This is a genomic window from Rhodoferax sp., assembly GCF_014859475.1.
Taxonomy (GTDB): Bacteria; Pseudomonadota; Gammaproteobacteria; order Burkholderiales; family Burkholderiaceae_C; genus Rhodoferax.
This window is the reverse complement of record NZ_JACUUE010000147.1, coordinates 1-6,435: the sequence shown is the minus strand read 5'-3', so window position 1 is coordinate 6,435 and position 6,435 is coordinate 1. Positions and strand designations below refer to the sequence as shown.

6 protein-coding genes and 1 pseudogene are annotated in these 6,435 nt (G+C 61.7%); 3 read left to right on the top strand and 4 right to left on the bottom strand.

The window, feature by feature from the left end; genetic code table 11:
* Positions 1-18 precede the first annotated feature (18 nt).
* Both IBX54_RS11390 and speB read right to left on the bottom strand, forming a co-directional pair.
* A complete protein-coding gene (locus IBX54_RS11390) occupies positions 19-1,320 on the bottom strand; it encodes an FAD-binding oxidoreductase (RefSeq protein ID WP_296542772.1) in 1,302 nt (433 codons plus the stop codon).
* 134 nt (positions 1,321-1,454) lie between these two features.
* Positions 1,455-2,384: an agmatinase gene (speB, locus tag IBX54_RS11385; protein ID WP_296542771.1), complete on the bottom strand. Its 930-nt coding sequence runs from the start codon at positions 2,382-2,384 to the stop codon at positions 1,455-1,457.
* Positions 2,385-2,576: 192 nt separating this feature from the next.
* Between speB and IBX54_RS11380 the strand changes: the two genes are divergently transcribed.
* Positions 2,577-3,512 carry a DMT family transporter gene (locus tag IBX54_RS11380; RefSeq protein ID WP_296542770.1) on the top strand — a complete coding sequence of 312 codons (936 nt, stop codon included), beginning with the start codon at positions 2,577-2,579 and terminating at the stop codon, positions 3,510-3,512.
* Here the strand turns inward: IBX54_RS11380 and rraA are convergent.
* Positions 3,490-4,011, bottom strand: a complete 522-nt coding sequence (gene rraA / locus IBX54_RS11375) for a ribonuclease E activity regulator RraA (RefSeq protein WP_296542769.1) — start codon at positions 4,009-4,011, stop codon at positions 3,490-3,492. The genes IBX54_RS11380 and rraA overlap by 23 nt on opposite strands.
* Positions 4,012-4,201: 190 nt before the next feature.
* On the opposite strand from rraA, the gene IBX54_RS11370 reads away from it, so the two are divergent.
* Entirely contained in the window at positions 4,202-4,639 is a 438-nt protein-coding gene (locus tag IBX54_RS11370) for an SWIB/MDM2 domain-containing protein (RefSeq protein ID WP_296542768.1), read from the top strand.
* Between the two features lie 88 nt (positions 4,640-4,727).
* Positions 4,728-4,898 (top strand): annotated as a pseudogene (locus tag IBX54_RS11365) (peptide ABC transporter permease); the annotation flags it as partial.
* Between the two features lie 114 nt (positions 4,899-5,012).
* Here the strand turns inward: IBX54_RS11365 and gor are convergent.
* Positions 5,013-6,389, bottom strand: a complete 1,377-nt coding sequence (gor, locus tag IBX54_RS11360; protein ID WP_296542767.1) for a glutathione-disulfide reductase — start codon at positions 6,387-6,389, stop codon at positions 5,013-5,015.
* Positions 6,390-6,435: the final 46 nt, after the last annotated feature.

Below are 6,435 nucleotides of genomic sequence, written 5' to 3'. Positions count from 1 at the left end.
TCCTGAATTGGGTGCTTTTCACAAAACATCACGCAGCCGGTGGTACAGCGTGCCCAGCACCAGGCTGGGCATGCGCAACAGCGGTCCGCCCGGAAAACGGCGGTGCTGCAATTGGGCAAACAGGTCAAACTGTTCTGCCTGGCCCGCCACCGCTTGCGCCACCAGTTGCCCGGCAAGCCCCGTGAGCGCCAGGCCATGGCCGCTGAAGCCCTGCAGGTAATACAGGTTGCTGCCCAGGCGGCCAAAGTCGGGCGCGCGATTCATGCTGATGTCAACAAAGCCGCCCCATAAAAATTCGACTGTTGCGTTGCGCAATGCCGGAAACACCTGGGCCATGCGCCTGGCCATTACCGCTTGCAGATTGGGCGGCGTGCGCGTGGTGTAGCTGACGCGCCCGCCAAACAGCATGCGGTGGTCGGCGCTGAAGCGGAAGTAGTCCAGCACAAAATTGTTGTCACACGCCGCCGCGTTGCTCGGGATCAGGCGCTGGCACAAGGCGGGGTCGAGCGGCGCGGTGCCGATCATGTAGGTGCCCACCGGCATGATGCGCGACGCGATGTCGGGGGCCACCTTGGGGCCGTATTCAGGCAGCGTGCAGTTGCCTGCCAGCACGCCAAAGGGCGCAGTGACCGTGCCCTGGGCGGTCGTGGCGGTGAGTTTTTCGCCGCGCTGCAGCCCTGTGACTGCGGAATATTCGTAGATTTTTACCCCCAGGCTTTTGGCCGCGCGCGCCAGACCCAAGCCGTATTTCAGTGGGTGCAGATGGCCCGATTTGCGCTCATAGGCGCAGGCGTGGTAAAGCGGGCTGGCAATGTGGCGTTGCACCTCGGTGCCGGTGGCAAAGTCGGTCTCAAAAGCGTAATCACGCGCGTGCGCCTGCATCTCTTCGGCCAGCGCACGCGCCTTGCGCGCTGAATCGGCCACGTAGAGGTAGCCGTGCTGGCGGTCGCAATCAATCTGAAAGTCGGCAATGCGCTGGTCGATCAGGTCCACCGAAGCCACCGACAAGTCCCAGGCCTGGCGCGCCTGCGCCTTGCCAAGTTGCGACTCAAAGAGTGCCTGGCCGCTGGCATAGCCCGCGATGGCCTGGCCGCCGTTGCGCCCCGATGCCCCGGCACACACCCGGTCGGCTTCGAGCACCACCACCTGGTAACCGCGCTGCGCCAGCTCGATGGCTGCCGACAGCCCGGCATAACCGGCACCGACCACCAGCACATCAGCCGTGATGTGGCCTTGCAAAGGTGGCGCCACCGGCTCGCGCGTGACGCTGGCTTCGTAGTAGCTGTGCTGGTTAAGCTGGGTGTCGGAGTCGAGCAGCATGGCCGTCCTTGTTGCTGGATGTCATTGCGATTGGCACGGATGCTCGTCATTGCAAGCGAAGCGCGGCAATCCAAGAAGTCCGGAATGCATGGATCGCCACGTCCTTCGTCCTCGCGATGACAAAGCTTTTGGAATCACTGACCAGCCTCCATCCTCTCGGCAACCTGGCCGCACAGGTAGGTCCAAACGAAGGTGGCGGCTGCCGTGCTGGTGAGTTCGGCATGGTCATAGGCGGGCGCCACTTCGACGCAGTCCATGCCCACCAGATTCAACGGCGCCAATTCTTCCAGCAGCGTCAGCACCTGCGCGCTGCTCAGGCCACCGGGCTCGGGCGTGCCGGTGCCGGGGGCAAAGGCGGGGTCGAGGCAGTCGATGTCGAGTGTCAGGTAACACGGGCGCTGCCCCAGGCGCGCCAAAATTTGCGCCACCACCGGTTGCAGCGCCGCGCCATCAAGGCCGCGCAGCTGGCGGCCGGTAAAGATCAGCCCGCCCTGATCTTGCACATACTCGCGCGCGGCCCGCGCGCCGCTGGAACGCAGGCCGATTTGCACCGTGTGCTGCGGGCTCACCAGGCCTTCCTGCAGCGCCTCATAAGTCCAGGTGCCATGGCCCGAGGGCTCGCCAAAGTGGTCGCTCCAGGTGTCGCAGTGGGCGTCAAAATGCACCAGAGCCAGCGCGCCGTGTTGTTGATGCGCGGCGCGCAGCAGCGGCAAGGTGATGGAATGGTCGCCCCCCAGAAAAACGCAGTGGTGGCGCGCCATGAGTGCGCTGGCCTGAGCCTGGATGCGCGCGCGCACCTCGGCCAGCGGCGAGGCGTTGGGCAGGCGCATGTCATGTCCGTCGCCCAGCTGCCCCAGCGGCGTGACCTCGAAATGCGGGTGGCTGCCGTCGCACAGCATCAGGCTGGCGCTGCGAATGGCCTGCGGGCCAAAACGCGCGCCGGGCCGGTTGGTGACCGCGCCGTCAAAGGGTACACCGACCACGGCAAAGGGCTGTTGCGCCAAAGTGGCTGCCGCCAGAAAACGGTTGCTGTGGTTGGCGTAGGCAAATTCACCGATTGACATGGAAACATCCTTGAAAGCGTCGCTCGCTGACGGATTTGGCAGGCGAGCACAAGCACTGTAAATTATCCGGCGTTCAGGCAGGTTCAAGGAGCCAATTCACATACCATCGGTCAATCCACTGAACCGCAAAGCGCAGGCGTCGCCCCGACGGACACGACGCCGGCATTTTTTCACCGTTTCATTTCCAACGTGATGCCACTTGATCAAGATTCGCCCCGCGCTTCACCGCGCTGGGTCGCCTACCTGCTGCTGGCCGCCAGCATGTCGCTGGTGGGCAGCTATGTGGCGCTAAGCAAACCGCTGGCCCTGGCCCTGCCCGTGATGTTGCTGGCCTGGCTGCGCTTTGGCATTGGCGTGCTGGCCATGCCGCACTGGCTGGTCAAGCCGGCCCATGAGCCGCCCATGAGCCGCAATATCAAAGGCCTGCTTTTTCTGGAATCTTTTTTGGGCAATTTCTTGTTCACCATTTGCATGCTGTTTGGTGTCAGCATGACCACGGCGGTGTCAGCTGGCATCATCCTGGCCACCCTGCCCTCGGTCGTCGCGTTGCTGAGCTGGCTGTTTTTGCGCGAGCGTGTTGGCCTGCGCGTGTGGGCGGCGATTGCTCTGGCCGTGGTTGGCATCAGCTTGTTTTCCATGTCAAAAGCGGATTCGTCCGCGCCTGCAGCACACAAGCAGCTGTGGGGCAATTTGCTGGTGTTTGCCGCCGTGCTGTGCGAAGCAAGTTATGCGGTGATCGGCAAAAAGCTCACCGGCACGCTGTCGCCCAAACGCATCACCGCGTTAATCAATCTGTGGGGCTTTGCCTTGATGACACCCTTTGGGGTTTACGCTGCCTGGGGCTTCGACTTTGCCGGGGTGCCAGCGGGCATTTGGCTGCTGCTGCTGTTTTATGGGCTGGCCGCCAGCGTCTGGACGGTGTGGTTGTGGATGACCGGACTCAAGACCATTGCAGCGGCACGTGCCGGTGTCTTCACCGTCATGCTGCCCATTGCAGCGGCGCTGGTGGGCGTGCTCTTTTTGGGTGAACGGCTTAGCGGCCTGCAATTGTTCGCGTTTGCCTTGTGCCTGGCCGGCGTGCTGCTGGCAACCTTGCCGGGGCGCGCTAAACCAGACGGGTTGCGCTGACCACCATGCCGTCGGCATCGGCATACAGCCAGTCGCCGGGATGAACCCAGACGCCCTGGATTTGCACGGCCAGGTCCTGCAGACCCTGGTTCTTTTTTTCGGTGGGCATCGGGTTGCTGGCCAGCGCGCGGATGCCAACGTCCTGCACCGCAAGTTCGGCCACGTCGCGCACGCAGCCGTCAAGCAGCACCCCGGCCCAGCCGTTTCTGGCTGCCGCCGCGCCCAGGTTGCCACCCAATAATGCACGGCGCAACGAGCCCGCACCATCGACAACCAGCACCTTGCCGATGCGTCCTGCGGGCGTGTCATCAAAGCCGACTGAATCGACCGCGGCCTTCACCAGCGAGTTGTCTTCAAAGCATTTGACGGTCACCACCGGACCGCAAAAAACCCGGCGCGCGCCAAAGTCTTTGAACACGGGCGGCAGCACCCTGAACACCTCAGGAGCCTCATTTTTGTGGGCATCACACAAATCACAGGTAGCAAAAGCAGGGTTCATAAAAATCGACATGCGTGGGTTGATTGGGCCGGAAAATTGTAAATCGGTAAAAAACGCAACAAAAATAACTTTTTCCACGAGAAATTAGCGTCTTCCCCCTATGAATAGGCAAATTTCTCCAGTAGGATTCGCCTCCAACCAGCCGATCTTCTTTTGCTGGTGTTTGATCAACTACGAAAAGGACATCCACATGGCAACTGCAAAAAAAGCGCCGGCTAAGAAAGCGGCACCTGCGACCAAGGCCGCTCCGGCTAAAAAAGCTGCCCCGGCAAAGGCTGCGGCACCGGCTAAAAAAGTAGCCGTCAAAAAAGCTGCTGCGCCTGCCAAAAAAGCTGCACCTGCCAAAAAGGCTGTGGTCAAAAAGGCACCTGCTGCCAAGCGCGCCGTCAACGCTGCGTTCATGAAAGCCATGACGCCCAGCACTGCTTTGGCTGCCATCGTCGGCGGCAAACCGCTGCCGCGCACCGAAGTGGTCAAGCAACTCTGGGTCTATATCAAGGCCAACAAACTGCAAGATGCCATCAACAAGCGCCTCATTAACGCCGACGCCAAGCTCAAGGAAGTTTTTGGCAAGGCGCAAGTCACCATGTTCGAAATGGCCGGCCTGATCGGCAAGCATTTGAAATAATCCTGCCCGATCCCAGCTTTGAAAGGCCGACGCAAGTCGGCCTTTTGTTTGTGGCATCATTCTGCCCAATAACAACCATTGTTTGCCGATGCTTCGTTTTTTCCTGACCCGCTTCAGCCTGATCATTCCCACCTTCATCGGTATGACGCTGGTTGCGTTCTTCCTGATCCGCATGGTGCCGGGCGACCCCATAGAAACGCTGGCCGGCGAACGCGGCATCGATTCCGCCCGCCATGCCGAACTGCTCAAGGCCTACGGTCTTGACTCCTGAAAAGCCAGCGCAAGCTGGCTTTTTTACGCGCCTGCGGCGAGTGCCCATTCACCGACTGGCAAAGGGCGCACCGACTGGCAAGCCGTGGCCGCGCGACACGGTTCAATCGCTCTTTTTGCGGGTAGTTTTTTCGCGCAAGGTCACAAACTCCTCGGCGGCCGACGGGTGCAGCGCCACCGTGGCATCAAAGTCGGCTTTGGTCGCGCCCATGCGGATCGCAATGGCCAGGCCCTGGATGATCTCGGCGGCATCGGCTCCCACCATGTGTGCCCCCAGCACGCGCTGGCTGGCGCTGTCCACAATCAGCTTGACCAGCGTGCGTTCGTCACGCCCGGACAGGGTGTGGCGCATGTTGCGAAACTTGCTGCGGTAGATGTCTATTTCGCCATGCTTGGCCAGCGCCTGCGCTTCGGTCAGCCCAACGGTGCCAATGGGCGGCTGGCTGAACACCGCCGACGGCACGGTGGTCAGGTCGGCGCTGACCGGGCTGGGCCCAAACAGCGTAGTGGCCAGCGCCGCGCCCTCGCGTATGGCCACCGGCGTCAGCGCAATGCGGTTGGTGACATCACCCACCGCGTGAATGCTGGGAACGCTGCTTTGGCCGAAGGCATTCACCACCACACCGCCTGCCTGGTCGAGCACCACGCCTGCCTCGGCCAGCCCCAGGCTCTCGGTGTTGGGCACGCGGCCGGTGGCATACAGCACGGCATCCACCGCATGGTTTGAAGCCTGTGCACCCGTGAGCGCCACCGACAAACTGCCATCAGTGCGTTTGTCAATGCGCGCCACGTCCTGGTGCAGCAGCACGGCAATGCCTTTTTTAACCATCTCTTCGGACAGGTGCGCCCGCACGTCGTCGTCAAAGCCGCGCAACACCTGCTCACCGCGGTAACACAGCGTCACCTGCGCGCCCAGGCCATTGAGGATGCCGGCAAATTCGACGGCAATGTAGCCACCACCCACAATCAGCACGCGCCGCGGCAACTGCGGTAAATCAAACACCTCGTTGGAGGTGATGGCGTGCTCGATGCCCGGGATCTGCGGCACAAAGGGCGTGCCGCCGGTGGCGATCAGGATGTGCTCGGCGCTAATGTGCTGCCCGTTGAGCGCCACCGTGTGCGCATCAACCACACTTGCCGCGCCGTGCATGACCGTCACTTTGGAACCAACCAGGTTGTTCTCATACAGGCCGCTCAGGCGGGTGATTTCCTTGTCCTTGGCTGCAATCAGCGCGGGCCAGGAAAACTCGCGCGGCGGCACGGTCCAGCCAAAACCTTGGGCATCAACGAAGTCTTCGGCAAAGTGGGCCGCATAAACCAGCAGTTTTTTGGGCACGCAGCCGCGAATGACACAGGTGCCACCATAGCGAAAGTTCTCGGCAATGGCCACGCGCGCGCCCAAGCCGGAAGCAATGCGCGCGGCGCGCACGCCGCCAGAGCCACCGCCGATGACGAAGAGTTGGTAGTCGTATGAAGTCATAATTTTTTAATCAGTTGAGGACAGAGCTAAAGATCTGTCCCGCAAG

Excerpts from the sequence above, each read along its gene's own strand:
- IBX54_RS11370 (WP_296542768.1), top strand. The coding sequence starts at position 4,202 with ATGGCAACTGCAAAAAAAGCGCCGGCTAAGAAAGCGGCACCTGCGACC.
- speB (WP_296542771.1), bottom strand. The coding sequence starts at position 2,384 with ATGTCAATCGGTGAATTTGCCTACGCCAACCACAGCAACCGTTTTCTG.
- IBX54_RS11390 (WP_296542772.1), bottom strand. The coding sequence starts at position 1,320 with ATGCTGCTCGACTCCGACACCCAGCTTAACCAGCACAGCTACTACGAA.
- gor (WP_296542767.1), bottom strand. The coding sequence starts at position 6,389 with ATGACTTCATACGACTACCAACTCTTCGTCATCGGCGGTGGCTCTGGC.
- rraA (WP_296542769.1), bottom strand. The coding sequence starts at position 4,011 with ATGAACCCTGCTTTTGCTACCTGTGATTTGTGTGATGCCCACAAAAAT.
- IBX54_RS11380 (WP_296542770.1), top strand. The coding sequence starts at position 2,577 with ATGCCACTTGATCAAGATTCGCCCCGCGCTTCACCGCGCTGGGTCGCC.